General features: G+C 68.4%; 20 protein-coding genes and 2 tRNA genes. 9 read left to right on the forward strand and 13 right to left on the reverse strand.

Annotated features, from left to right (window positions below; all coding sequences use genetic code 11):
• Positions 1-92: 92 nt before the first annotated feature.
• From VXD91_RS00005 to VXD91_RS00015, 3 genes are all read left to right on the forward strand, one after another.
• Positions 93-818, forward strand: coding sequence for a DUF1906 domain-containing protein (locus VXD91_RS00005; RefSeq protein ID WP_318985588.1), 726 nt, complete (start codon positions 93-95; stop codon positions 816-818).
• Positions 819-1,353: 535 nt separating this feature from the next.
• Entirely contained in the window at positions 1,354-10,572 is a 9,219-nt protein-coding gene (locus VXD91_RS00010; protein ID WP_346414301.1) for a fatty acid synthase subunit beta domain-containing protein, read from the forward strand.
• Positions 10,573-10,615: 43 nt separating this feature from the next.
• Positions 10,616-11,008 carry a holo-ACP synthase gene (locus VXD91_RS00015; RefSeq protein WP_020102278.1) on the forward strand — a complete coding sequence of 131 codons (393 nt, stop codon included), beginning with the start codon at positions 10,616-10,618 and terminating at the stop codon, positions 11,006-11,008.
• A gap of 54 nt (positions 11,009-11,062) precedes the next feature.
• Here VXD91_RS00015 and VXD91_RS00020 read toward each other — a convergent pair whose 3' ends face one another.
• Positions 11,063-11,701, reverse strand: coding sequence for a LysE family translocator (locus VXD91_RS00020; RefSeq protein ID WP_064986693.1), 639 nt, complete (start codon positions 11,699-11,701; stop codon positions 11,063-11,065).
• A gap of 48 nt (positions 11,702-11,749) precedes the next feature.
• Here VXD91_RS00020 and VXD91_RS00025 point away from each other — a divergent pair, with 48 nt between their 5' ends.
• Entirely contained in the window at positions 11,750-13,078 is a 1,329-nt protein-coding gene (locus VXD91_RS00025; RefSeq protein ID WP_318985586.1) for a dipeptidase, read from the forward strand.
• A 72-nt stretch (positions 13,079-13,150) separates the two neighbouring features.
• Here VXD91_RS00025 and VXD91_RS00030 read toward each other — a convergent pair whose 3' ends face one another.
• From VXD91_RS00030 to bcp, 6 genes are all read right to left on the reverse strand, one after another.
• Complete coding sequence (locus VXD91_RS00030) at positions 13,151-14,419, reverse strand: amidohydrolase family protein (protein ID WP_318985585.1); 1,269 nt, start codon at positions 14,417-14,419, stop codon at positions 13,151-13,153.
• A gap of 15 nt (positions 14,420-14,434) precedes the next feature.
• Positions 14,435-15,211, reverse strand: coding sequence for a class II aldolase/adducin family protein (locus VXD91_RS00035; RefSeq protein ID WP_318985584.1), 777 nt, complete (start codon positions 15,209-15,211; stop codon positions 14,435-14,437).
• Positions 15,198-16,817, reverse strand: a complete 1,620-nt coding sequence (locus VXD91_RS00040; protein ID WP_318985583.1) for a class I adenylate-forming enzyme family protein — start codon at positions 16,815-16,817, stop codon at positions 15,198-15,200. Before VXD91_RS00040 ends, VXD91_RS00035 begins: the two co-directional genes overlap by 14 nt.
• Before the next feature lie 41 nt (positions 16,818-16,858).
• Positions 16,859-17,629: an FCD domain-containing protein gene (locus VXD91_RS00045; protein ID WP_318985582.1), complete on the reverse strand. Its 771-nt coding sequence runs from the start codon at positions 17,627-17,629 to the stop codon at positions 16,859-16,861.
• A 102-nt stretch (positions 17,630-17,731) separates the two neighbouring features.
• On the reverse strand, positions 17,732-17,971 hold the full coding sequence (locus tag VXD91_RS00050; RefSeq protein ID WP_318985581.1) for a hypothetical protein: 240 nt from the start codon (positions 17,969-17,971) through the stop codon (positions 17,732-17,734).
• A gap of 161 nt (positions 17,972-18,132) precedes the next feature.
• The gene (bcp, locus tag VXD91_RS00055) at positions 18,133-18,606 is read right to left on the reverse strand and encodes a thioredoxin-dependent thiol peroxidase (RefSeq protein WP_029119327.1); all 474 of its coding nucleotides are present in this window, start codon (positions 18,604-18,606) and stop codon (positions 18,133-18,135) included.
• 91 nt (positions 18,607-18,697) lie between these two features.
• Between bcp and VXD91_RS00060 the strand changes: the two genes are divergently transcribed.
• A complete protein-coding gene (locus tag VXD91_RS00060) occupies positions 18,698-18,922 on the forward strand; it encodes a DUF3618 domain-containing protein (protein ID WP_020102269.1) in 225 nt (74 codons plus the stop codon).
• A gap of 9 nt (positions 18,923-18,931) precedes the next feature.
• On the opposite strand, the gene VXD91_RS00065 is transcribed toward VXD91_RS00060, so the two are convergent.
• Positions 18,932-19,096, reverse strand: coding sequence for a hypothetical protein (locus tag VXD91_RS00065; RefSeq protein ID WP_318985580.1), 165 nt, complete (start codon positions 19,094-19,096; stop codon positions 18,932-18,934).
• A 408-nt stretch (positions 19,097-19,504) separates the two neighbouring features.
• On the opposite strand from VXD91_RS00065, the gene VXD91_RS00070 reads away from it, so the two are divergent.
• Positions 19,505-19,577: transfer RNA gene (locus VXD91_RS00070), tRNA-Lys, on the forward strand.
• 216 nt (positions 19,578-19,793) lie between these two features.
• Positions 19,794-20,147, forward strand: a complete 354-nt coding sequence (locus VXD91_RS00075) for a nuclear transport factor 2 family protein (RefSeq protein WP_318985579.1) — start codon at positions 19,794-19,796, stop codon at positions 20,145-20,147.
• A gap of 2 nt (positions 20,148-20,149) precedes the next feature.
• On the opposite strand, the gene VXD91_RS00080 is transcribed toward VXD91_RS00075, so the two are convergent.
• From VXD91_RS00080 to orn, 3 genes are all read right to left on the reverse strand, one after another.
• A complete protein-coding gene (locus VXD91_RS00080; RefSeq protein ID WP_318985674.1) occupies positions 20,150-20,722 on the reverse strand; it encodes a GNAT family N-acetyltransferase in 573 nt (190 codons plus the stop codon).
• A gap of 102 nt (positions 20,723-20,824) precedes the next feature.
• Positions 20,825-20,897: transfer RNA gene (locus VXD91_RS00085), tRNA-His, on the reverse strand.
• A gap of 50 nt (positions 20,898-20,947) precedes the next feature.
• Positions 20,948-21,577, reverse strand: coding sequence for an oligoribonuclease (gene orn / locus VXD91_RS00090; RefSeq protein ID WP_020102265.1), 630 nt, complete (start codon positions 21,575-21,577; stop codon positions 20,948-20,950).
• 80 nt (positions 21,578-21,657) lie between these two features.
• Between orn and VXD91_RS00095 the strand changes: the two genes are divergently transcribed.
• Positions 21,658-23,241, forward strand: a complete 1,584-nt coding sequence (locus tag VXD91_RS00095) for a helicase HerA-like domain-containing protein (protein WP_346414302.1) — start codon at positions 21,658-21,660, stop codon at positions 23,239-23,241.
• 84 nt (positions 23,242-23,325) lie between these two features.
• On the opposite strand, the gene cmrA is transcribed toward VXD91_RS00095, so the two are convergent.
• A complete protein-coding gene (gene cmrA / locus VXD91_RS00100) occupies positions 23,326-24,132 on the reverse strand; it encodes a mycolate reductase (protein WP_346414303.1) in 807 nt (268 codons plus the stop codon).
• A gap of 33 nt (positions 24,133-24,165) precedes the next feature.
• On the opposite strand from cmrA, the gene VXD91_RS00105 reads away from it, so the two are divergent.
• Positions 24,166-25,491: an MFS transporter gene (locus VXD91_RS00105; protein WP_346414304.1), complete on the forward strand. Its 1,326-nt coding sequence runs from the start codon at positions 24,166-24,168 to the stop codon at positions 25,489-25,491.
• Here the strand turns inward: VXD91_RS00105 and VXD91_RS00110 are convergent.
• Positions 25,488-26,150, reverse strand: coding sequence for an MmpS family transport accessory protein (locus VXD91_RS00110; RefSeq protein WP_212812374.1), 663 nt, complete (start codon positions 26,148-26,150; stop codon positions 25,488-25,490). The two genes, VXD91_RS00105 and VXD91_RS00110, sit on opposite strands and share 4 nt — an antisense overlap.
• Positions 26,151-26,179 lie beyond the last annotated feature (29 nt).

Here is a 26,179-nt window from a genome sequence, read left to right on the forward strand (position 1 = left end):
AAATTCTGACGATCTTCTTCACGTCGGGTGGGTCAGGATTGCACTGGTGTGGCTAACGGGCCGGAAGTGGTAGCTGTCATATCCTGAGACGCGTGGCAATTTCGCGTCGTGACCTGCTGAAATACGCTGCAGCTGCGCCGGCCGCGGTCGGCCTCGGCGCCGGATTGCAATCGGTACTGGGCGCGACCACCGCCTCGGCAGCCCCCTACGGAGTGTTGCTGGACTACGCGGCAGGGGTGATCAGCGCGTCCGACATCCGGTCGGCCGGGGCGCTGGGCGCCATCCGGTATGTGTCGGACCGCCGGCCGGGCGGGGCGTGGATGCTCGGCAAGCCCATCGAGCTGCCGGAGGCGCGCGATCTCTACAAGGGCGGCCTGAAGATCGTCTCCTGTTACCAGTACGGCAAGGAGTCGACGGCCGACTGGCTGGGCGGGCACGCCGCCGGCGTGCAGCATGCCCAGCGCGGGTTCGCATTGCACACCGCGGCGGGCGGCCCGGTCGGGGCGCCGATCTACGCGTCGATCGACGACGATCCGACTCCGGAGCAGTACAAAGCACAAGTTGCGCCCTACCTGCGCGGCTGGGAATCAGTGCTGGGGCACCGGCGGGTCGGCGTGTATGCCAACTCCAAGACCATCGAGTGGGCCGTGCAGGACGGCTTGGGGTCGTACTTCTGGCAGCACAACTGGGGCTCGCCCGGTGGGACCGCGCATCCGGCGGCCGCACTGCATCAGGTCGAGATCGACAAACGCCATGTCGGGGGAGTCGGCGTCGACATCAACCACATCCTCAAGCCGCGCTTCGGGCAGTGGGACTGACGGGCGCGCAGATTACCGCTCAGTAGTTAGCTGGCGGCCAGCTCTAAGAAAACGAGATGAAACCGCAGCAAATGGCGGCGCGGTAACTTACCGCCTATATAGACACACAGACCGTCATTGTCGAGTGTTTTCTGGAACGGGTCTTTTCCTACTCATTAGTAAGGTCCGGCACCGTCACAAGCATGGTCACGATTTGATAACAATACCGCTTTGATCAGCGATGTTGTTACTACTCGACCGTAACCAGCCGCCAACAGGACGTTTGTCCTGTTGGGTACGGGCAGTCCCACGACGCGGTGTTACCCGCGTAGGTGGTTACCGATCCGTAGAACTCGTTGGTAACCATTTCCGGCAGAAAAACGCCGCGAATCTTATGACACTCTTAGTGCAGTCGGCCCGGCTCTCAGGCACCCGAAAAACGGGCGCCAGACGTAGCACGGGCCTCACGTGATCCGACGTCGCATCGCGTTGCCCCAGGGCCGACTACCAAGACCAAGCACCTGACCGGTTCGCGCGGCAAAGACGAGAGGGACGCATGACGATCAACGAGCACCGCAATGTGACCAGTGGCAACACCGAGGCGGTGGCGGCGAGCGCCCATGCTCTCGTGGACCTGCTGAACGCCGGCGAGCCGTATGCCGTCGCGTTCGGTGGTCAGGGTGCCTCGTGGCTGGAGAACCTCGAAGAGCTCGTCAGCTCGGCCGGCATCGAATCCGAGCTCAGCGAGATCGTCGGCGAAGCGGCCCTGCTGCTGGAGCCCGTCGCGCGCGAGCTCGTCGTCGTGCGACCCATCGGCTTCGAGCCCATGCAGTGGGTGCGCGCCCTCGCCGCCGACGAGCCGCTGCCGTCGGCCAAGCAGCTGACCACCGCCGCCATCTCCGGGCCCGGCATCCTGCTGGCCCAGATGGCCGCCATCCGCGCCGTCCAGCGTCAGGGCCTCGACCTGGCCGGCACCCCGCCGGTCGCCGTCGCCGGTCACTCGCAGGGCATCATCGCCGCCGAGGCGCTCAAGGCCAACGGCACCCGCGACGCCGAACTCCTCGCGCTCCTCCAGCTCATCGGTGCCGCCGGTTCGCTCGTCTCGCGCCGTCGCGGCATGGTCGGTCGCGGTGACAAGTCGCCGATGGTGTCGGTCACCAACGTCGACCCCGAGCGCATCGCCGAACTGCTCGAAGACTTCTCCAAGGACGTCCGCACCGTCCTGCCGCCCGTCCTGTCGATCCGCAACGGCCGCCGCAGCGTCGTCATCACCGGCACCCCGGAGCAGCTGGCCCGCTTCGAGCTGTACTGCAGCAAGATCACCGAGAAGGACGAGGCCGAGCGCAAGAACAAGCTGCGCGGCGGCGCCGTCTTCAGCCCGGTCTTCCAGGGCGTGCAGGTCGAGGTCGGCTTCCACACCCCGCGCCTGGCCGACGGCATCGAGGTCGTCGACCGCTGGGCCGCCAAGTGTGGTATCGACACCGAGCTGGCCCACGCGATGACCGAGGCCATCTTCGTCAAGCCCATCGACTGGGTCGCCGAAGTCGAGCGCATGCACGACGCCGGTGCCCGCTGGATCATCGACCTCGGCCCGAGCGACACCGTCACCCGCCTGACCTCGCCGATCATCCGCGGCCTCGGCATCGGCATCGTGCCCGCCGCCACCCGCGCCGGCCAGCGTTCGCTGTTCACCGTGGGCGCCGCCCCGGTCGTGCAGCCCGCATGGTCCAGCTTCGCGCCGACCGCCGTCGAGCTGCCCAACGGCGACGTCAAGCTGTCCACCAAGTTCACCCGCCTCACCGGCCGTTCGCCGATCCTGCTGGCCGGTATGACCCCGACGACCGTCGACGCCAAGATCGTCGCCGCGGCCGCCAACGCCGGCCACTGGGCCGAGCTGGCCGGTGGCGGTCAGGTCACCGAGGAGATCTTCGAGAACCGCGTCGCCGAGCTGACCCAGCTCCTCGAGCCGGGCCGCGCCATCCAGTTCAACTCGCTGTTCCTCGACCCGTACCTGTGGAAGCTGCAGCTGGGCGGCAAGCGCATCGTGCAGAAGGCGCGCCAGTCGGGCGCCCCGATCGACGGCGTCGTCGTCACCGCCGGCATCCCCGAGCTCGACGAGGCCGTTGCGCTGATCGATGAGCTGCACGAGATCGGCATCACCAACGTGGTGTTCAAGCCGGGCACCGTGGACCAGATCAAGTCGGTCATCAAGATCGCCGAAGAGGTCCCGGACAAGGAGATCATCGTCCACGTCGAGGGCGGCCGCGCCGGTGGCCACCACTCGTGGGAGGACCTCGACGACCTGCTCGTCAGCACCTACTCGGACCTGCGCAAGCAGGCCAACCTGACCATCTGCGTCGGTGGTGGCATCGGCACGCCCGAGCGCGCCGCCGAGTACCTGTCCGGCCGCTGGGCCGAGACCTACGGCTTCCCGCTGATGCCGGTCGACGGCATCCTGGTCGGCACCGCCGCCATGGCCACCCTCGAGGCCACCACCTCGCCTCAGGTCAAGCAGCTCCTGGTCGACACCAAGGGCACCGATCAGTGGGTCGGCGCCGGTAAGGCCCAGGGCGGCATGGCTTCCGGCCGCAGCCAGCTGGGTGCGGACATCCACGAGATCGACAACACCGCGTCGCGGTGCGGCCGCCTGCTCGACGAGGTCGCCGGTGACGCCGACGCCGTCGCCGAGCGCCGCGACGAGATCATCGCCGCCATGGCCAACACCGCCAAGCCGTACTTCGGTGACGTCGCGGACATGACCTACCAGCAGTGGCTGCAGCGCTACGTCGAGCTCGCGATCGGCGACGGCAGCAGCACCGCCGACACCAAGCGCGACCACTCGCCGTGGCTCGACATCACCTGGCGCGACCGCTTCGAGGAGATGCTGCAGCGCGCCGAGGCCCGCCTGAACCCGGCCGACGCCGGTCGCATCGAGACGCTGTTCCCGGCCACCGCGGAAGGTGAAGCGCTGCTGGAGGATCCGCAGCGCGCCATCGCCGAGCTGCTGGCCCGGTACCCCGAGGCCGAGACCCTGCGCCTGCACCCGGCGGACGTCCCGTTCTTCGTCACGCTGTGCAAGACGCTGGGCAAGCCCGTCAACTTCGTCCCGGTCATCGACAAGGACGTGCGCCGCTGGTGGCGCAGCGACTCGCTGTGGCAGGCCCACGACGCCCGCTACGACGCCGACCAGGTCTGCGTCATCCCCGGCACCGCAGCCGTCGCCGGCATCACGCGCGTCGACGAGCCCGTCGGTGAGCTGCTGGACCGCTTCGAGCAGGCCGCCATCGACGAGGTGCTGGCCGCCGGCGTCAAGCCCGTTCCGGTCGTCTCGCGCCGCCAGGCGCGTGCCGACGTCACCGGCCCGCTGGCCGTCGTCCTCGACTCGCCCGACGTGCTGTGGGCAGGCCGCACCGCCATCAACCCGGTGCACCGCATCGGCGCCCCGAGCGAGTGGCAGGTCAACGAAAACCGTTCGGCGACACACCCTTCCACCGGCTCCCGGCTGGAGCTCGACGGTGACGGTGTCGTCCTGAACGTCCCGCTGTCGGACATCTGGATCGCGATCCGCTTCACGCTGCCGGCCGCCACCGTCAACGGCGGCATGCCCGTCGTCACCACCGAGGACGCCTCGGCCGCCATGCGCGCCGTGCTCGCCATCGCCGCGGGTGCCGACGGCGTCGACGCGCTGCCGACCGTCACCGACAACGTCGCCACCGTCACCGCCGACTGGGACCCCGAAGAGGTCGCCGACCACACCGGCGTCACCGCCACCTTCGGCGCCCCGCTGGCGCCGGGCCTGACCCTGGTGCCCGACGCCCTCGTCGGCCGCTGCTGGCCGGCCGTGTTCTCGGTCATCGGCGCGGCCGTCACCGCCGACGGCATCCCGGTCGTCGAAGGTCTGCTGAGCCTGGTCCACCTGGACCACGCCGCGCACCTGCTGGCCCCGATGCCGGCCGAGAAGGCCGAATTGACCGTCACCGCAACGGCTTCCGCCGCGGTCGACACCGAGGTCGGCCGCGTGGTCCCGGTCTCGGTCAGCATCACCGACGCCGAGGGCACCGAGCTCGCGCGCCTCGAAGAGCGCTTCGCCATCCGTGGCCGCAGCGGTGCCGCGGAGCTGACCGACCCGGTCCGCGCCGGCGGTGCGATCACCGACAACGCCACCGAGACGCCGCGCCGTCGGCGCCGCGACGTCACCGTCACCGCGCCGGTCGACATGAGCGCCTTCGCCGTGGTGTCGGGTGACCACAACCCGATCCACACCGACCGTGCCGCCGCACTGCTGGCCGGCCTGAAATCGCCGATCGTGCACGGCATGTGGCTGTCCGCCGCCGCGCAGCACGTGGTCACCGCCACCGACGGCCGCGCCACCCCGCCGGCCCGCCTGGTCGGCTGGACCTCGCGCTTCCTGGGCATGGTGCTGCCGGGCGACGAGATCGAGTTCCGCGTCGACCGCGTCGGCATCGACCGCGGCGCCGAGATCATCGAGGTCACCGCGAAAGTCGGTGGCGAACTGGTGATGGCCGCGTCGGCTCAGCTGGCCGCGCCCAAGACCGTCTACGCCTTCCCGGGCCAGGGCATCCAGCACAAGGGCATGGGCATGGAGGTCCGCGCCCGCTCCAAGGCCGCCCGCAAGATCTGGGACTCCGCGGACAAGTTCACCCGCGAGACCCTGGGCTTCTCGGTGCTGCACGTGGTCCGGGACAACCCGACCAGCATCATCGCCAGCGGCGTGCACTACCACCACCCGGACGGCGTGCTGTTCCTGACGCAGTTCACCCAGGTGGCCATGGCCACCGTCGCGGCCGCCCAGGTGGCCGAGATGCGCGAGCAGGGTGCGTTCGTCGAGGGCGCCATCGCCTGCGGCCACTCCGTCGGTGAGTACACGGCGCTGGCGTGCGTGTCCGGCGTGTACGAGCTCGAGGCGCTGCTCGAGGTCGTGTTCCACCGCGGCAGCAAGATGCACGACATCGTCCCGCGTGACGCCAAGGGCCGCTCGGACTACCGCCTGGCCGCCATCCGGCCGTCGCAGATCGACCTCGACGACAACGACGTCACCGACTTCGTCGCGGGTATCGCCGAGGAGACCGGTGAGTTCCTGCAGATCGTGAACTTCAACCTGCGTGGTTCGCAGTACGCGATCGCCGGTACCGTCCGCGGCCTCGAGGCCCTGGAGGCCGAGATCGAGCGTCGTCGCGAAATCACCGGTGGCAAGCGCTCGTTCATCCTTGTCCCCGGTATCGACGTGCCGTTCCACTCCGAGGTGCTGCGGGTCGGCGTCGCCGACTTCCGCCGCGCGCTGGACCGCGTCATGCCGCACGGGCAGGACCCCGAGCTGCTGGTCGGCAAGTACATCCCGAACCTGGTGCCGCGGCCCTTCACCCTGGACAAGGACTTCATCCAGGAGATCCGCGACCTGGTGCCGGCCGAGCCGCTCGACGAGATCCTCGCCGACTACGACACGTGGCGTAACGAGAAGCCGTCAGAGCTGATGCGCAAGACCGTCATCGAGCTGCTGGCCTGGCAGTTCGCCAGCCCGGTCCGCTGGATCGAGACGCAGGACCTGCTGTTCATCGAGGAAGCCGCCGGCGGCCTCGGTGTCGAGCGGTTCGTCGAGGTCGGTGTGAAGACCATGCCGACGGTTGCCGGCCTGGCCACCAACACGCTGAAGCTCCCGGAGTACTCGCACAACACCACCGAGGTGCTCAACGTCGAGCGCGACGCCGCGGTGCTGTTCGCGACCGACACCGACCCGGAGCCCGAGGACGATGCCCCCGCCGCGCCCGCAGCTGAGGCAGCCCCGGCGGAAGCCGTTGCCGCAGCACCGGTTCCGGCCGCCGCCCCCGCGGCGCCCGCCGGTGGCCCGCGTCCGGACGACATCACCTACGACGCCGCCGACGCCACCATGGCGCTCATCGCGCTGTCGGCGAAGATGCGCATCGACCAGATCGAGCCGCTGGACTCCATCGAGTCGATCACCGACGGTGCCTCGTCGCGACGCAACCAGCTGCTCGTCGACCTGGGTTCGGAGCTGAACCTCGGCGCCATCGACGGTGCCGCGGAAGCCGACCTGGCCGGTCTGAAGGGACAGGTCACCAAGCTGGCCCGTACCTACAAGCCGTTCGGTCCCGTTCTCTCCGACGCGATCAACGACCAGCTGCGCACGGTGCTCGGCCCCTCGGGCAAGCGTCCGGCGTACATCGCCGAGCGCGTCAGCAAGGCCTGGGAGCTGGGCCCCGGCTGGGCCAAGCACGTCACCGCCGAGGTCGCGCTGGGCACCCGTGAGGGCAGCAGCGTCCGGGGCGGCGAGATGGGCGGCCTGCACTCCGGTGCACTGGCCGACGCCGGCGCCGTCGACAAGGTCATCGACGCGGCCGTCGCCGCCGTGGCTGCGCGCAAGGGCATCGCCGTGTCACTGCCGTCCGCCGGCGGTGCCGGTGGCGGTGTGGTCGACTCGGCCGCGCTCAACGAGTTCGCCGAGAAGGTCACCGGCCCCAACGGTGTGCTGGCCGGCGCCGCCCGGTTGATCCTGGGCGAGCTGGGTCTGCAGACGCCGGTGTCCGCGCCGGACGCCACCGACTCCGAGCTGATCGACCTCGTGACCGCCGAATTGGGTTCGGACTGGCCGCGTTTGGTGGCTCCGTCGTTCGACGCCCGCAAGGCCGTGCTGTTCGACGACCGCTGGGCCAGCGCCCGTGAGGACCTGGCACGCATCTGGCTGCTCGAAGAGGACGACGTCAACCGCGACTGGGCCAAGCTCTCCGAGAGCTTCGAAGGTGCCGGGCACGTGGTGGCCACGCAGGCCAGCTGGTGGCAGGGCAAGGCGCTCGCCGCCGGCCGCACCCTCCACGCCGCGCTGTACGGCCGCGCGGCCGCCGGTGCGGAGAACCCGGAGAAGGGCCGCTACGCCAACGAGGTCGCGGTCGTCACCGGTGCCTCCAAGGGCTCGATCGCGTCGTCCGTGGTGGGCCAGCTGCTCGCCGGTGGCGCCTCGGTCATCGCGACCACGTCCAAGCTGGACGACGACCGGTTGGCGTTCTACCGGACGCTGTACCGCGACAACGCCCGCTTCGGTGCCCAGTTGTGGGTCGTGCCCGCAAACATGGCCTCCTACAGCGACATTGACGCGCTGGTCGAGTGGGTCGGCAACGAGCAGGTCGAGAACCTCGGCCCCAAGGCCATCCACCTCAAGGACGCGCAGACCCCGACGCTGCTGTTCCCGTTCGCCGCACCGCGCGTCGCCGGGGACCTGTCGGAGGCCGGCGCCCGTGCCGAGATGGAGATGAAGGTCCTGCTGTGGGCCGTGCAGCGGCTCATCGGTGGGCTCTCGCACATCGGCTCCGAGCGTGACATCGCGTCGCGTCTGCACGTGGTGCTGCCGGGTTCGCCAAACCGCGGCATGTTCGGTGGCGACGGCGCCTACGGCGAGTCGAAGGCTGCGCTCGACGCGGTCGTCGCCCGCTGGAAGGCGGAAACCTCGTGGTCGCAGCGAGTTTCGCTGGCGCACGCGCTGATCGGCTGGACCAAGGGCACCGGCCTGATGGGCCACAACGACGCCATCGTCGGTGCTGTCGAGGAAGCCGGTGTCATCACGTACACCACCGACGAGATGGCTTCCATGCTGCTGAACCTGTGCAGCATCGACGCCAAGGTGTCGGCCGCCCGTGAGCCCATCCAGGTCGACCTGACCGGTGGCCTCGGCGACATCGAGCTCGACATGGCCGAGCTGGCCGCCAAGGCCCGCGAGGAGATGGTGGCCGAAGCTGCTGTCGACGAGGAGGACCTCGAAGGCACCATCTCGGCGCTGCCCTCGCCGCCGCGGGGCTACCAGGCCGCGCCGGCTCCGGAGTGGGCCGACCTCGACATCGACCCGGCCGACATGGTCGTGCTGGTGTCCGGTGCCGAACTCGGCCCGTACGGCTCGTCGCGCACCCGCTTCGAGATGGAGGTCTCCGGCGAGCTGTCGGCCGCGGGCGTCCTGGAGCTGGCCTGGACCACCGGTCTGGTCAAGTGGGAAGACGACCCGAAGCCGGGCTGGTACGACACCAACACCGGTGAGCTGGTCGACGAGTCCGAGCTGGTCGAGCGCTACCACGACATCGTGCTGGAGCGCGTCGGCATCCGCGAGTGGGTGGACGACGGCGCTATCGACCCCGATCACGCTGCGCCGCTGCTGGTTTCGGTGTTCCTCGACAAGGACTTCTCCTTCGTCGTGTCCGCCGAGGCCGACGCCCGGGCGTTCCACCAGTTCGATCCGGAGCACACCGTCATCGCGCCGGTGCCGGACAGCAGCGACTGGCAGGTCACCCGCAAGGCCGGTACCGAGATCCGCGTGCCGCGCAAGGTCAAGCTGTCGCGGACCGTCGGCGCCCAGGTGCCGACCGGCTTCGACCCGCAGGTCTACGGCGTCACGCCGGACATGGCCAGCTCGATCGACCGCCTGGCGCTGTGGAACCTGGTCACCACCGTGGACGCGTTCCTGTCGGCCGGCTTCTCGCCGGAAGAGCTGATGCGCTGGGTGCACCCGAGCCTCGTGGCCTCCACGCAGGGCACCGGTATGGGCGGCATGACCTCGATGCAGACCATGTACCACGGCAACCTGCTGGGCCGGAACAAGCCGAACGACATCCTGCAGGAAGTCCTGCCGAACGTCTTCGCCGGTCACGTCGTGCAGTCGTACATCGGTAGCTACGGCGCGATGATCCACCCGGTGGGCGCGTGCGCCACCGCGGCGGTGTCGGTCGAAGAGGGCGTCGACAAGATCCGTTTGGGCAAGGCCGAATTCGTGGTCGCCGGTGGTTACGACGACCTGACGCTGGAAGCCATCATCGGCTTCGGCGACATGTCGGCCACCGCCGAGACCGCGATGATGCGGGCCCGCGGCATCAGCGACTCGAAGTTCTCGCGTGCCAACGACCGTCGTCGCCTCGGCTTCGTCGAAGGCCAGGGCGGTGGCACCGTCCTGCTGGCCCGTGGTGACCTCGCGGTGAAGATGGGCCTGCCCATCCAGGCCGTCGTCGCCTACGTGTCGTCGTTCGGTGACGGTGTGCACACCTCGATCCCGGCTCCGGGCCTGGGTGCGCTGGGTGCCGGCCGTGGTGGACGTCAGTCGCAGCTGGTGCGCGACCTGGCCAAGCTGGGCGTCACCCCGGACGACATCGCGGTGATCTCCAAGCACGACACCTCGACGCTGGCCAACGACCCCAACGAGACCGAGCTGCACGAGCGGCTCGCCGCCTCGATGGGCCGGTCCCCGGGCAACCCGCTGTTCATCGTCAGCCAGAAGAGCCTGACCGGACACAGCAAGGGTGGCGCTGCGGCGTTCCAGATGCTGGGTCTGTGCCAGATTCTGCGCGACGGCGTCATCCCGCCGAACCGCAGCCTGGACTGCGTCGACGACGAGCTGTCCAACGCACAGCACTTCGTGTGGGTCCGCGAGACGCTGAAGTTCGGCGACCGCCTGCCGATCAAGGCCGGTCTGGTGACCAGCCTCGGCTTCGGTCACGTGTCGGGCCTCATCGCCCTGGTGCACCCGCAGGCGCTGGTGGCGGCTCTCGATCCGGCCGAGCGCGAGGACTACCTCCGCCGTGCCGGTGAGCGGGTCCTGGCCGGTCAGCACCGGTTGGCGTCGGCGATCGCCGGTGGGCGCCCGCTGTACGAGAAGCCGGCCGACCGTCGCTTCAACCACGATGCGCCGGAGAAGCGTCAGGAAGCCGACATGCTGCTCGACGCCGATGCGCGCCTGGGCGAGGACGGGTGGTACGCCCGCTCGTGAGGCCTTCTGAGGTATCGGGATTGGGTCCGCTAGGTTGTTGCCCATGAGCATCCTGGGTGTGGGCATCGACCTGGTCTCGATTCCGGATTTCGCCGAGCAGGTCGACCAGCCGGGCACCGTCTTCGCGGAGACGTTCACCCCAGGGGAGCGCCGTGACGCCGCCGACAAGAGTTCGTCGGCGGCACGGCACCTGGCGGCCCGCTGGGCGGCCAAGGAGGCCGTGATCAAGGCGTGGTCGGGCTCGCGGTTCTCGAAGCGCCCGGTGCTGCCCGAGGGCATCCACCGCGACATCGAGGTCGTCACCGACATGTGGGGCCGGCCCAAGGTGCGGCTGTCCGGCGAGATCGCCGAGCACCTCAAGGGCGTGGCCATCCACGTGTCGCTGACCCACGAAGGCGACACCGCGGCGGCGGTCGCGGTCCTCGAGCAGGACTAGTTTTTCAGACATTGATGCCCCCGACACTTCGGTGTCGGGGGCATCAACGTCTGTTCAGTCTTTGCGGCCGGTGACGGCAAGGCTGACGCCCAGGCCGACCATGGCCAGCCCGCCGGCGCCACCGATGGCGGCGAAGCGGCGCGGGGACTGCGCGAACCAGTCCCGGGCCAGTCCGGCCGCCAGCGCCCACACGCTGTCCGAGACCACGGCAATGGCCAGGAACACGACACCCAACATGAGCATCTGGGCCGCCACGTTGCCCGCGGCGGTGTCGACCACCTGCGGCAGCGCCGCGACGAAGAACACGATGGTCTTGGGATTGGTCATCCCGACGACGAAACCGTCGGCCAGGACGCGGCTCGGCCGCTTGGCGGATGCGCCGCCGGTGAGCACCTCGCCGAGGCCATGTCGATGCCGGATGGCTTGGACGCCAAGGTAGATCAGGTACGCCGCGCCGACGAACTTGATGACGCTGAACGCGAGCGACGAGGCCAGGATGAGGGCACCGGCACCCAGGGCCACCGCAAGGATCTGGACGTAGGCGCCCATCGCGTTACCCGCCACCGTCAACAACGCCTGGCGACGGCCGACGGTCAGCGCCCGGCCGACGGTGAACAGAACACTCGGCCCGGGGATCACGATGACCAGCAGCGAGATCAACCCGAACGCCAGCAGATGTCCCATCGACGGCATGCGGTGACGATACGCCGGGCAGACGACCGGCGCACTACGCTCGACGGCATGGCTGATCTTGTCGAACGTGTGCGGGACGTCCTGCCGTCGGTGCGTGCCGACCTCGAGGAGCTGGTCCGTATCCAGTCCGTCTGGGCCGACCCGGCCCGGCACGCCGAGGTGCACCGCAGCGCCGCGCTGACCGCAAAGCTGTTGTCCGAGGCGGGCTTCGGTGAGGTGCACATCGTCCACGAGGGCGGGGCGCCGGCCGTCATCGCACGTCATCCGGCGCCAGAAGGAGCCCCGACCGTGCTGCTCTACGCGCACCACGACGTGCAGCCCGAGGGCGACGCGGCACAGTGGGACTCCGAGCCGTTCGAACCCACCGAGCGCGACGGCCGGCTCTATGGCCGGGGCAGTGCCGACGACAAGGCCGGTATCGCCGTCCACCTGGCTGCCATGCGGGCCCACGGCGGCACCCCGCCCGTCGGCGTGACGGTTTTCGTTGAGGGCGAAGAGGAATCGGGCTCGCCGTCGCTCGGCGCCCTACTGGCCGCGCATCGCGACCTGCTGGCCGCCGACGTCATCGTCATCGCCGACTCGGACAACTGGAGCACCGAGATGCCGGCGTTGACGGTGTCACTGCGCGGGCTGGTCGACTGCGTGGTCGAGGTGGCGACGCTGGATCATGGGCTGCACTCGGGCATCTGGGGCGGCGTGGTGCCCGATGCGCTGAGTGCCCTGGTGCGGTTGTTGGCCACCTTGCATGACGACGACGGCAACGTCGCGGTCGAAGGGTTGTACGAGGGCACCGCCGCCGACGTCGACCGGGGCCCGGACTGGGTCGCCACCGAGACCGGCATGCTCGACGGCGTGCAGCAGATCGGTTCCGGCTCTGTGGTGCAACGACTTTGGGCCAAGCCGGCCATCACCGTCATCGGCATCGACACCACGTCGATCGCCAAAGCGTCGAACACACTGATACCGCGGGCGCGGGCCAAGGTCAGCATGCGCGTCGCTCCAGGTGGGGACGCGCTGGCGCATCTGGCCGCGCTGACCCGGCACCTGGAGAGCCACGCGCCCTGGGGCGCCAAGGTCACCGTGACGCCGGGTGACGTCGGCCAGCCGTATGCCATCGACGCCAGCGGCCCGGTGTACGACGCGGCGCGGTCGGCCTTCACACAGGCGTGGGGTGTTGCCCCGGTGGACATGGGGATGGGCGGGTCGATCCCGTTCATCGCCGAGTTCGCCGAGACCTTCCCCGACGCAACGATTCTGGTGACGGGCGTCGAGGACCCCGGCACGCAGGCGCACAGCATCAACGAGAGCCTGCACCTGGGCGTGCTCGAGAAAGCGGCGATCTCCGAGGCGCTGCTGTTGGGCGCCCTCGGGCGTTAGTGCATCGAGCGTGGGGGTTTACGTGGAAAATCCGTCAGATCTCCGCGTAAACCCCCACGCTCGGCATCGGCGCTAGAACGACTCGGGATCTCGCTGAACCGACTCGGGCACCGGGTGCTGGTAGAGCCGAGAGGCGTTCTCCCAGGTGATCTTTCGAATGACGTCTGCGGGCAGGTCACCGATCTCCTCGTGGATGGTCGCCTGTGTGTGCGGCCAGGTCGAGTCGCAATGCGGGTAGTCGGCTTCCAGCATGATGTTGTCGACGCCGATGCGGTCGCGCTGCACGAACGACGATTGGTCCTCCACCGCGCAGAACCAGAAGTTGCGGGTGAAAACCTCGGCGGGGGTGAGCTTTTCACCGATCCGTTCCCAGGTGCCGTACATGGAGTGGTAGCTGAGCATGTGGTCGAGCCGGTCCAGTAACCCGGCGACCCAGCCGATACCGCCCTCGGACAGGCAGATCTTGAGATCGGGAAACCGGCTGGGCAGACCGGAATACAGCCAGTCGACGGCCGCCGAGATGGCGTAGGCGAAGAACAGCACGCCCTGCACGTCCGGCGGCGCGTCCGGCGTGGTGGAGGGGGAGGAGCCCGACGACCCGATGTGCAGGTTGACGACCGTGCCGGTGTCGGCGCAGGCCGCCATCATCGGGTCCCAGTAGCCCGAGTGGATCGTCGGCAGGCCCAGCATCGCCGGGTTCTCGCTGAAAGTCATGGCGTGGAAACCACGTTCGGCGTTCTCGTAGATCATCTTGGCGCCCACTTCAGGGTCCAGTAGCCACGGCAGCTGACAGGGGATGATCCGGTCCGGGTACGAGCCGGCCCACACGTCGAAGTGCCAGTCGTTCCAGGCCCGCACCGAGGCCATCGCCAGGTCGCGGTCGGTGGTGACCTGCTGCAGGCGCTGGCCGGCGAATCCCGGCAGGAACGACGGGAAGTTCAGCGACGCGTACACACCGTTGAGGTCCATGTCCCGCACGCGTTCGTGGATATCCCATGCGCCCCGGCGCATCTCGTCAAATCGGACCGGCTCGAAGCCGTACTCGGACACCGGACGGCCGACCACGGCATTGAACCCGACGTTGGGTAGTTCCTGGCCGTCGTACACCCAGGTCTGGCCGCCGCCCGCGGTGTCGACGACCCGCGGAGCCCGGTCGGCGAACTTGCTCGGCAGTCGCCCGGTGAAGGTGTCGGGCGGCTCGACGATGTGGTCGTCGACCGAGATCACGGTGTAGCGGCGCGGAGCACGCGGCGGGTCGGGCAGCAGGGTGACGGTACGGTCCGCGCCCGTCTTCGCGACGGTGAAATCGAGGTTGGCGGCCAGATCGTCGATGGATTTCATGTCGTACCAACGCCTTTACTGGAGAACGGACGGATCGGATTTGATGGTCAGGCGGGCAGCGCCGGCCCAGTACACGTCGGCCGCGCGCTCGATCAGGGAGGACTTCATGCCGACCATGTCGGACCACTTCATCTCACTCGGCTTCAGGCCCGTCAGCAGTACGTCGTAGGCCAGCTTGCAGACCCGCTCGATCGAGGCCGCGCGGTACACCGCCTCGGCGAGGTTGCGGCCCGTGGCGATGACGCCGTGGTTGGCCAGGATGGTCGTGTTCGCCGAGCCGATCCGGGCCGCCAATTCGGCTGCGCGGGAAGGGCTGTCGACCTCGCCGTCGTATTCGTCGACGAGGCAGAGGTCGTCCAGGAACAGCGATCCGGTCTGATGTACCAGCTCCGGCAGCCGGCCCAATGCCGCCAGCACGCACACGTAGTAGGGGTGGTTGTGGATGACGACGCGGGCGTCGGGGCGGGCGCGGTGCAGCTCGGTGTGGATGTGGATGGCCGGGGTGACGTCCCAGCGGCCCCGCTGTACGCGGGCGTCCTCGTCGACGACGCAGATGTCGGAGGCGGTGACCTCCTGCCACCACAGGCCCCACGGGTTGACGTACATGTCGGTCCGGCCGTCGGGCTGCCAGGTGATGTGCCCCGCCAGATTCTCGGCGAAGCCGATGGTCGCGAGGTGCCGGAACGCGATGGCCATGGCCCGTTCGTCGGTGAGGTCGACGCCGATCGGTGGTGTCACCGCCGGCGCCCAGACTTCAAGTCCGCCGCGGCGGGGCTTTTCAGCTGCGGTCATGACCGTCTCCCATCCGGGCGCGGATATCTTCGCGGAGTTGGCCTTTGGCGACCTTGCCGCCCGAGGATCGGGGGAGTTCGTCGACCACGATCAGCCGCTCGGGCAGCAGTTCCTTCGAAACGTCCTGCGCGAGCAGGTGCGTGCACAGCTCGGCGAGCTCCAGTGCCGCCGCGCCGATCAGTTCGACGTAGACGCAGACCTTTTCGCCGAACACCGGATCAGGCATGGCGACCGCGGCGGCCAGACCGACCGCGGGGTGCGTCATCACGACGTCCTCGACCTGGGCCGCGCTGATGTTCTTGCCGCCGCGCACGATGAAGTCGGACGTGCGGCCCGTCACCCGCAGGTAGCCGTCGGCGTCGATTTCGCAGATGTCTCCCATCCGCATCCAGCCGTCGGCGGTGAAGAGTTTGTCGTGGTCGGTGCCGCCCAGGTAGCCGAGACTGGTGGCCGGGCCGCGGCAGGCGGGCTGGCCCCGGCCGGTGTCGGTGACGTCGGTGTCCCCGTCGAAGAGGCGGACGGCCATATCGGCGACTATCCGGCCGCCGGTGCGCAGCCGGTGCTCGAGCGAGTCGTGCACCGTGGTGCCGCTGAGTAGGCCCGTCTCGTTGGAGCCGTAGAACTGCAGAATCGTTGCGCCGGTCAGCTTTTCGAACTCGTGTGCGGGCCGGTACGGCAGGGCCTCGCCGCCGGTGAACACCACCCGCAGCGAGCTCAGGTCGTACTCGCGGGCCACCGGGTCGGCCATGATCATGGTCAATTGTGTGCTGACACAACACAACACGGTGACCTTGTGCTGTTCGATGGCCGCGCACGCCGCGGCGACGGTGAACCGGTCCAGCAGGACGTTGGTGGTGCCCAACAGAATCGGGGTGATGTGGGTGGTCCACAGCCCGAAGCCGAACGGGGTCGGGATGACGGGTAGGAACACGTCGTCGGACGTCAGCAGGCCGTTGGCGACCGCTTGCTGATGGAAGTAATACCAACGGTTCTGGGTGTGCACGACGCATTTCGGTAGCCCGGTGGTGCCCGACGTCGAGTTGATGAGGAAGACGTCGTCGGCGCCCAGTTGGGCCTCGGGGCTCAGGTCCGTGGAGTCCGTACCGACGGACAGTTCATCGAGCGTCAGTAGCGGACATCCGATGGCGCCGGCCACGGTGTTCGCCTGCGCCTGCCGCGGGGGGTCGGTGACCAGCAGTCGGGGTTCGGCGCTCTGCAGGATGGCTGTCACTTCGCGGATTCCGGCGCGTGCTCCGACGCCGACGACCACCGCACCACAGCGCTCGATGGCGACGAACAGCACGTGGATCGCCGTGGTGTCGCCATGCCACACCGCGATCCGGTCCCCGGGGCGCACGCCCGCGCCGGCCAGCTGACCGGCCAAAGTGGTTGCCGCGGTATCAAATTCACGCCAGGTCAGCGACCGGTCCGGGTGATCAACATATGCGACGCGATCCGGGGTGCGAGCGGCGTTGGCGCGTACGGCATCCGAGATCGTGGAGTCGGTCCACCAGCCATTGGCATGGAAGCGCGCGACGTCCTTGGCGGTGAATGCCGGCGAACTCGTGACCGCCATGTCCATCGTGGTCGCCTCCGCAGGCCGCATCTTCAAATCATATGAAAATAAGCGCGCACATTGTCAAGGATTCACGAAGATCGCGTGCGGGTGCGCACCATCGCCGGGTCGACCACACCGGCCGAACCCGGGTAGTGCTGGGCGTCGAGCAGATGCGTCGCGGCCAATTCCCGCGCGCGTTCGGCGTCGCCGGCTTCGATAGCGTCGATAAGGGTGCGGTGATCCTCCAGCGCGGCCCGGCGCTCGTCGACCGGAATGCCGGCATGGTCGGTGAACTGCCGTGACCAGTTCAGCTCGTGCGACGACCACAGCTTCTCCAGGGCACCGGCGAGGATGATCATGGTCTCGTTGCCGCAGTGCTGCACCAGCGCCTCGTGGAAGCGCCGGCTCGCGGAGGTCACTGCCACCAGATCCTCGACCGACTCGACCGACTCGGCGTGGATCTGCCGAAGGACCGGCACCACCGCGGTCTTGCGGTCGGAACGCTGCGCGCACAACGCCGCGCAGGCCGGCTCCACCTGCTGCAGCGCGGAGCCGACGTCGCCGAGGCTCACCTGGTTCGCGCCGAGCACCAAACCCATGGTGTAGGCCACGTTGCTCGCGCTCGGCCGGTGCACCACCGAGCCGCCGAGCTTGCCGCGTCGCACGCTGAGCAGCCCTTCGGCGTCCAGGATTCGGATGGCCTCGCGCAGTGAGGGCTTGCTGATCGGAAACTCGGTGAGCAGCTCGTCCTCCGTGGGCAGCACGCTGCCGTCGGGGAGGTCACCGCTGAGGATGCGCCGGCGCAACTCGTCGGCCACCTGCTCGGCGAGGCGGCGGAAACGGACGTCGGGCGCGGCCACGGGTCGAGTGTGCCAGAGCGCGACGCCGGGGTGGTCGAAGCCGGCGCCCCGGTCTATCCGGTGTGGCCGGGGTACGAAACGCCGTACCCCGGCGCCGGGGTTCTACTCGTCGTCCTCGTCGTCTTCCTCGTCGTCCTCGTCGAATTCCAGATCGAGCGGGTCTTCACTGTGGGGGTCGACGGAGTACTGCTGCCAGTAGGACGGGCTGAAGTAGATGGTGTCCGAATGGTCGGCGTCTTCGCCGATCTGGACCCAGAGAATCTGGTCCTTTTCGCCATAGCTCAGCGCGTGCGGGTAGCGAATGCTGCTGTCGACGGTGCGGATGTGGATGTTGTGCGTCACGCCAAAAGTCTTGCACCTGAACGTATCTGCGGCTGATTGCAGAGCGCCGGTGGAGACAACGATTGGCCGAATGGCCACGCAGCTGTCACGCGTGGTTGGGCGGGCCGCCATGCGGTGCCCGGCTCGGCTCGTTCAGCCGGGCACCGTCGACGGCGCGGCTGTCAGACCGACAGGTCCCGTCGCAGCTTGGCCACGTGGCCCGTGGCCTTGACGTTGTACTGCGCGACCTCGATGTTGCCCTTCTCGTCCACGAGGAACGTCGAGCGGATGACGCCCTGCACGGTCTTGCCGTACATCGTCTTCTCACCGAAGGCGCCGTAGGCGGTGAGCACCTTGCGGTCGGGGTCCGATAGCAGCGGGAACGTCAGGCCCTCGTTGTCGCGGAACTTGGCGAGCTTCTCGGGCTTGTCGGGCGAGATGCCGATGACGTCGAGCCCGGCCTCGTTGAGTTCGGCCAGGCTGTCGCGGAAATCGCAGGCCTGCTTGGTGCAGCCCGGCGTCGAGGCCGCGGGGTAGAAGTACACGATGACCTTGCGGCCCTTGTAGTCCGACAGCTTCACGGTGTTGCCGTCGGCGTCGGGCAGGCTGAATGCGGGGGCTTTGTCGCCCACTTCGAGTCGCGGGGTCGGTGCCACCGGGAGGTCCCTTCTGTCGGCCAGGCGTTGCTGTTGCGGCAAGCTGCTCTAGGGTAGAGCGCCAAGGAGCAACGCGAGCTGGAGGGCTGAAGTGGCTGACCGGAATCCTGACGAGATCAAGCAGGAAATCGATCGTGCACGCGATCAGTTGGCGTTGACGGTGGACGCCCTCGCGGAGCGGGCGAACCCCCAGCGACTGGCCGACGACGCCAAGGCCAAGGCCATCGCGATCGCGTCCAAGCCCGCGGTCATCGCAACGTTCGCCGGACTCGGCGTTGTGGTGCTGGTGGTGGTTATCCGCAAGATTCGCGGATAACGCGACTTTCTAGTTCCCGCGCCGCGGCGTCAGCCAGCCTGGCAGCCAGCTGCGCGGGGGATTCGCGACCCGGCCCAGCCGGGTGCAGTTATGGACGATGACCGGGGTGCCGTCGGCTGCTGCCGCCACGTCGGCGCTCGGCGCCGCGTAGGTCGCACCGGCGATGGGTGTCATCAGCTAACTCCCTTCAGTCATCGTCACTTACATTTCTACACCATCATACGTGGTTTCAGCTAACTTTGTTTTTCGGCGGCTCGTCACAAAATTGCAGGTCTATGTGATTTCTGACGGATTTTGGCATCGAGCCGCTATTGACGATCGTGTGTGGATACAGGACCTTGACAGGTGTGCAGTGGCTACTGTTCGGCCGGGATTCGCTGTGGTGGTGCGGGTTTCGGCCGGCTCTGGTGGTGCGCAGGTGGGCGGCGAGTCCATCGCGTGTGATGTTGGACACCTCCAGGGCTGCGTGGAGGGTCCATCGGGCCGTCCGACCCCGTGGGGATACCCGCGATCGGGGCCCGGAAACCCCGCTGACCATACGATTTCACCCTGCGGCCATCGGGCTGTTAAGGTCTCTCTCGCGCGCCGTTAGCTCAGTTGGTAGAGCAGCTGACTCTTAATCAGCGGGTCCGGGGTTCGAAACCCTGACGGCGCACAGATGCGAAAGCCCCCTCCTTCGGGAGGGGGCTTTCGTCGTTTGCGGGCCGGCTCTACGCCATCGCCGCAGCGTCAACGCCGGCTTGGCGACGCCAATGGTGGCGGTGTCGCCGAAAACCCAAGCGGCACAACATCATTACCTGCCAAGTAATCGACTTGCCTCGATTTGGCGGCCAAGCTTTGAGCTGACCACCCCGACACGAAAGAGGTCAGCATGAACGACATCGTCACCGCCTACCTGAAGACGTGGAACGCCACCGATCCGATCGAACGGAAGGCGCTGCTCGACGACCACTGGGCATCCGAGGCGTCGTACACCGATCCGATGGCGGACGTCACGGGTCACGACGCCATCTCCGAGGTGATCGGCGCGGTCCACACCCAATTCCCCGGTTTCGTCTTCTCGCTCGTCAGCGGCCCGGACAGCCACCACAATCAGGCCCGCTTCCAGTGGGGCCTGGGGCCGGCGGGGGAGCAGCCGCCGATCATCGGGTTCGACGTGCTGGCGACGGACGCCGACGGCCGCATCCAGTCGGTGCACGGCTTCCTGGATCAGGTGCCCGGCTGACCCTAGGAGTCGGCGCGAAGGGCGTCGGTGCGAAGGAACGCGGCCAGCTGAGCTGTCGCCAGCGCCTGTTCGGCGTCGTACTGCTCGAACGTCGCGACGACATTGAACCCGAGGCGCTCGGCCAGACGGAGCGAGGCGCGGTTGGCGGTCTGGGTGATGACCAGGACAGGTTGATCGTCCAGCTCGCCGGCCGCGTACTCCAGCAGTAGCCGCGTAGCTTCGCTCGCATAGCCCTGACCCCACGCATGCGGCCGGAAGACGTAGCTCAGCTCGAGTTCGTCGCCATCGGGGTCCAGATGGCCGGGAACGTCGTTGCGACGGCGGCTCAATGTCACCGTGCCCAGCATGTCGTCGGAATCCCTGGCGGTCGCGATGTAGCAGCCGGGGGCTGCCAATAGCGTTGCCGCGCCGACCCCTTCGAGCACGGCGCGCACTTCGCCGACAGGTCGCGGTCCGCCCAGGTACCGGCGCACCCGCTTGTCGGTCTGCGTTTCGATCAGGCCCTCGGCGTCCTCGTCGCGCGCCTTGCGAAGGCGAACTCGAGGCCCTTCGAGGCAGGACGCTCGCAACTCGATCGCATCACCCACGTGCACCACTGTGCCAGCCGGGCGCGCAACCCCCGGAAAACAAACATCGCCTCACCCGCTACGTGCAGGTGAGGCGATGTTCTACCTCGGGGTGGCTGACGGGACTCGAACCCGCGACACCCAGGATCACAACCTGGTGCTCTACCAGCTGAACTACAGCCACCATCGCCGCTTCTCAGAAGCAGCGTCGTAGATACTAACCGCTTAGGCCCGCTAAGCCGAATCGGTCTCCACGGCGTCGTTCGTCGGCGGGCCCAGCTCGCCGGCGACAGCCGCGATTTCGCTGGTAGACGGGCCGGGAGCGGGTACGAACGCGGTGCCGCGGTAGTACTTCAACTCGCGGATGGATTCGTGGATGTCGGCGAGGGCGCGGTGCGCCAGCCCCTTGTCGGGCTGCCCGAAATAGATGCGCGGGTACCAGCGGCGGCACAGCTCCTTGATCGAGCTGACGTCGATCATCCGGTAGTGCAGGAAGTCGTCGAGGCGAGGCATGTCGCGGGCGATGAAGCCGCGGTCGGTGGCGATCGAATTACCGGCCAGGGGAGCGGTTTTCGCCTGCCCGATGTGGCCGCGGATGTAGTCCAGCACCATCTGCTCGGCCTCTTCGAGGGTGACCGTGGAGGTCCGCACCTCGTTGATCAGGCCCGAGCGGGTGTGCATCTTCATCACCACATCGGCCATGCCGTCGAGTGCGGCGTCGTCGGTGTGGATCACCACGTCGACGCCCTCGCCGAGCACGTTCAGGTCGCTGTCGGTGACCAATGCCGCGATCTCGATGAGTCGGTCGGACTTGAGATCCAGCCCCGTCATCTCGCAGTCGATCCATACCAGTTCGTCACGCACGGTGTTCCAGACTATTCCCAGGCGCTCAACGGGGTGTCCATACCCGGCCACCTGTGACCTGACGAAGTAGGGTCAGGCGCATGACGACTGACTCGAGTGCATCCCCCGCGCAGCAGATCGCCGCTGGTTACGCCGTCACCGGCCAAGCGCTGAACCTGGGCGCGGTCGTCGTCGACGGGACCGTCGATGCCGGTGCTCAGGTCAAGATTCCGCTGGCCACCATCAACCGGCACGGCCTCATCGCCGGTGCGACCGGTACCGGTAAGACCAAGACGCTGCAGGTCATCGCCGAGCAGTTGTCGACGGCCGGGGTCCCGGTCGTGATGGCCGACGTGAAGGGCGACCTGTCGGGGCTCGCGCAGCCGGGCGCCGCCAATGACAAGACCACCCAGCGTGCCAAGGACACCGGCGACGACTGGACGCCCACGGCCTTCCCGGTCGAGTTCCTGTCGCTGGGGACGACGGGAACCGGCGTCCCGGTGCGTGCCACCGTCACCAGCTTCGGGCCCATCCTGCTGTCGAAGGTGTTGGGGCTCAACCAGACTCAGGAGTCGACACTCGGGCTGATCTTCCACTGGGCCGACCAGAAGGGCCTGCTCCTCGACGATCTCAAGGATCTGCGCGGCGTCATCCAGTTCCTGACCAGTGATGAGGGCAAAGAGGAGCTCAAGGCGCTCGGCGCGGTCTCGCCGGCCACCGCGGGCGTGATCCTGCGTGCGCTGATCAACCTGGAGGCCGAGGGCGGCGACACGTTCTTCGGTTTGCCCGAGCTCAAGCCCGAGGACCTGATGCGCGTGGACCCCCAGGGCCGCGGCATCATCACGCTGCTGGAGCTGGGCAGCCAGGCCGCGCGTCCGGTGTTGTTCTCGACGTTCCTGATGTGGGTGCTGGCCGACCTGTTCTCGACGCTGCCGGAGATCGGTGACGCGGACAAGCCGAAGCTGGTCTTCTTCTTCGACGAAGCGCATCTGCTGTTCGCCGACGCGTCCAAGGCATTCCTGGACCAGGTCGAACAGACCGTCAAGCTGATCCGCTCCAAGGGCGTCGGCGTCTTCTTCTGCACCCAGCTGCCTACCGACATTCCCAACGACGTCCTCAGCCAGCTGGGTGCGCGCGTGCAGCACGCGATCCGCGCCTTCACTCCGGACGACCAGAAGGCCCTGACGAAGACGGTCCGGACCTACCCGAAGACAACCGTCTACGACCTGGAGTCGGCGCTGACGTCGCTCGGGATCGGTGAGGCCGTCGTCACGGTGCTGTCCGAGGTGGGTGCGCCGACCCCGGTGGCGTGGACCCGGCTGCGCGCGCCGCGGTCGCTGATGGGCACCATCGGCCCCGACGCCATTGCTGCCGCCGCCAAGGCCAGCCCGTTGCAAGCGACTTACGGGGCGACAGTCGACCGCGACTCGGCCCACGAGCGGCTGTCTGCGCAGCCGGCGCCGGCCGGTGCGCCGCCTGCGGCCCCCGACGCGGCGCCCGCGCCCGTGCCTGCCGAAGAGCCCGACCTCACCGCATCCGGCCGCGTCGAGGTGGAGGCCGAAGGACCCGGCATGGTGTCGGAGGTCCTGCAGAGCTCGGCGTTCAAGAGCTTCCTGCGCTCGGCGGCGACCGTGGCAGGCCGCGAGATCACCCGCAGCCTGTTCGGCACGACCCGCCGCAGGTAAGTCGGGGCGCGGCGAGAAGGACCAAACGGTCGTTGGCGGCCGCCGAAAGCAGCCATTTGGTCCCTCTCGGCGCGGCCGCCGGCTTTACGACCCGCCGAGCTTCTTGTAGACGGCGCCGACGATCGGCGCGACGATCGCGCGCGGGGCGTAGCCGCTGGCGGCCGACATGGCCTTCGAGGTCAGGCCCGGGACGACGCGCATCTTGTTCTTCTCGAGGCCGTCCAGCGAAATCCGGGCGGTGTACTCGGTGTCGATCCACAGGAAGTCGGGGATCAGGCGCTCGACCAGTGACTGCTCGGACGGGTCGGGCAGCTCGGTGCGCACGGGTCCGGGTGCCAGCAGCGTGACGTTGATACCGTGCGGCTTGAGCTCACCGCGCAGCGACTCACTGAAGGTGTTGGCGAACGCTTTGGACGCGGCGTAGGTCGCGTTGTTCGGGATGGGCGAGTTGCCCGCGGCCGAACCGGAGATCAGGATGCCGCCGCCCTTGCGCGCGATCATGCCGGGCAGCACGGCGAGCACCAGGTCGTGCACGCCCTGCACGTTGAGCTGCACCTGGGCCTTCTCACCCGCCGCGGGCAGGTCGGCGACGGCGCCGAACGTCGCGGTGCCGGCGTTGGCGCACAGGATCGAGATGTTGCGCTCCGCGAGTTCCGCACAGAGCTTGTCGCGGTCGGCGGGGTCGGTCAGGTCGCAGGCCCGGACCTCGACGGTGACGCCGTACTTGTCGGTGATGCGCTGGGCGACCTCGGCCAGCACCTCGCCGCGGCGCGCCGTGATGATCAGGTGGTGGCCGCGGGCGGCGAGTTCGGTGGCCAGCGCTTCACCGATGTTCTGCGAGGCGCCGGTGACGACGGCGCGGGCGTCGGGACTGGGAGCGGGTACAGGCATGGGTGCAATCGTAGGGACCAATAGAGTGGCGGCATGAGCGAGGCTTGCCGAGCGAATCGACGGGCCTTGAGCAGCCACGTCCCGCCCGTCGACCGGGGCCGCGTCGCCGCCTGGGCGCTGTGGGACAGCGGCGCCACGGGCGTGAACGCCATCGTGACGACATTCGGTTTCAACATCTACCTCATCTCCGAGGTCGGCAGAGGCCTGCCGGGCCCGACGACGCCGGAGAGCTGGCTGGGGCGCGCGGTGCTGGTGGCGGGCATCGCGGTGGCGCTGTTGGCCCCGGTGACGGGCGTGATGGTCGACGCCGCGTACCGGCGACGGCGGGCGCTCGCGGCGCTCACGGGCGCCGTGGTGGTGCTGACGGCATCGATGACGTTCATCAGGCCCGACCACCACTATCTGTGGATCGGCCTGGCGTTGTTGGCCTGCACCGCGGCGTGCATGGATCTGGCGACCGTCCCGTACAACGCGATGCTGCGCCAGTTGTCGACGCCGCTGACGTCGGGTCGCGTCTCCGGATTCGGCTTGGCGGCAGGGTTTTTCGGCAGCGTCGTGCTGCTGCTCCTGGTCTTCGTGGGGCTCAAGTCCGGTAGTGGCGACACCTTGGGCCTACTCGGTGTGCCGAACTCGGACGGCAAACCGGACCGGTACGCGGTCCTGGCGGCCGCGGCGTGGTTCGTCATCTTCGCGCTGCCGTTGCTGCTGACCGTGAAGTCGCCGCCGCACGACGGCACCCCGGCCGTCGGCTTCTTCGGCGCCTACCGCAGGTTGTGGACGGAGGTCGTCGGCGAGTGGCGACGCGACCGCAACGTCGTCTACTACTTGCTCTCCAGCGCCGTCTTCCGCGACGGCCTGACGGGTATCTCGATCTTCGGTCCGGTGGTCGGGGTCAGCGTCTACGGGCTGGCGCCGACGAGCGTGCCGCTGTTCGGGGCCGGTGCGTTCACCATCGCGGCTCTGGGCGCGGCGCTCGGCGGCATGCTGGATGACCGGATCGGTTCCAAGCGCGTCATCGTCGGCTCATTGACCGCGATGGTCGCCGTGGGCATCACGCTGATGTTCCTGTCCGGCCCGCTGGCGTTCTGGATCTGCGGCCTGACACTGTGCCTGTTCGTCGGCCCCACCCAGTCGGCGTCGCGCAACCTGATGCTGCGCATCTCGGCGGACGGCAAGGAGGGCGTGGCCTTCGGGCTCTACACCACCACGGGCCGGGCGGCGCACGTGCTGTCGCCGTGGTTGTTCTCGATGTTCATCGACATCTTCGCGACGACGCGGGCGGGCCTGGGCGGCCTCTGCACGGTCCTGGGGATCGGGCTGGTCGGGATGCTGTTGGTGAAGGTGCCGGCCCGGCGTTAGTGCCCGTGCGTGCGGCCGCGTTTGCCGGACTGCCGGCACACCGTGAGGCCGGCGCCTTCTCGCTGCTGAATCTGGGTGCCGTCGACCGAGATGGTGCAGGCGATGCCGCGTCCGGCGTTGACGATGCTGACGCTGGCCGACCGTGCGGCGGGCCGGTTCAGCTGGACTTCCTTGGTCCACGGCAGCGGCACGTTGAACTCCGTCTGGAGCACCCCGCCGGTGTCGACATACGTGATGCTCACGGCCCGGCCGTTGCCGATCACGGCGTACAGCACGGCTTCGGTGTCACCGCTCTCGTCGTCCGGGGGCGCTGCCGCGGCGGGCGGGCTGACGGCTTCGCTGGGCTCGCTGCTCTCGGGCGTCGTGGTGGTCGTCACGGTCGTCGACGACGTCATCGGGTCCTGCGTCGGGACCGGCAGCGGCGGCGGTGCGACCAGGGTCTGTTGTTCGGAGCTGTTGACGATGACCAGTGCGATCACGGTGCAGAGGGCCAGGATCAGCACCGCGCCGGCCAGCGGGAACAGCCACTTGTGGCGGCGGGCCTTCGGCGGTGCGGTGACACCGTAGGGATCGGTGAAGGCGTCGGTCTGGTACCCGGCCGTCGGCATGGCCGGGAGTTTCTTGGTGGCGTCCAGCCCGTCGTCGCGCGATCCGGTCATGCCCACCTCATGTTTGCAGGGTACCTGCG

Source organism: Mycobacterium sp. SM3041, from assembly GCF_039668335.1.
Classification (GTDB): Bacteria; Actinomycetota; Actinomycetes; order Mycobacteriales; family Mycobacteriaceae; genus Mycobacterium.